Origin of the sequence: Endozoicomonas atrinae, assembly GCF_001647025.1 — a bacterium.
GTDB lineage: Bacteria > Pseudomonadota > Gammaproteobacteria > Pseudomonadales > Endozoicomonadaceae > Endozoicomonas > Endozoicomonas atrinae.
On the sequence record NZ_LUKQ02000815.1, the window covers coordinates 1 to 382 of the forward strand.

Below are 382 nucleotides of genomic sequence, written 5' to 3' on the forward strand. Positions count from 1 at the left end.
AGTTCGTGGTTGCGGCAAATTTCTTCTCTAATGTTTCGAGCCCGGTAACTTCAAAGATTTTCTGCCAGCCATAAGTAATGGTTGCTAATACATTGAGAATGCCTGCCGCAAAGCCTTTTACTGCACCCGTGAAGGTGTTGAAAAACAGCTTGGCGGTATTACTGGTGAACTCAAAAGCGGAACGCATTGCGCCGAGGGTGTTACTAATGTTGATGAAGGCACTTTGAACACCCGTTATAAACTCATCAAACGTAATGCTGTCATCACCGGCGTAAAAAGTCCTCAAAACACCAGTCCAAAATGACCTGTCGTTAAGTATAGCTTTTTGGGGTGGTCTGCAAGTCTGATAGTTCCAGAAAGTTAAATATTTTACTAAGCTGAC

The 382-nt window shown here is 43.2% G+C and carries 1 protein-coding gene; it reads right to left on the reverse strand.

The window, feature by feature from the left end; translation table 11 throughout:
* Positions 1 to 286 (reverse strand): hypothetical protein (locus tag AK963_RS30720; RefSeq protein WP_139117852.1); only part of this gene is annotated, 286 nt, incomplete at its 3' end.
* Positions 287 to 382: the final 96 nt, after the last annotated feature.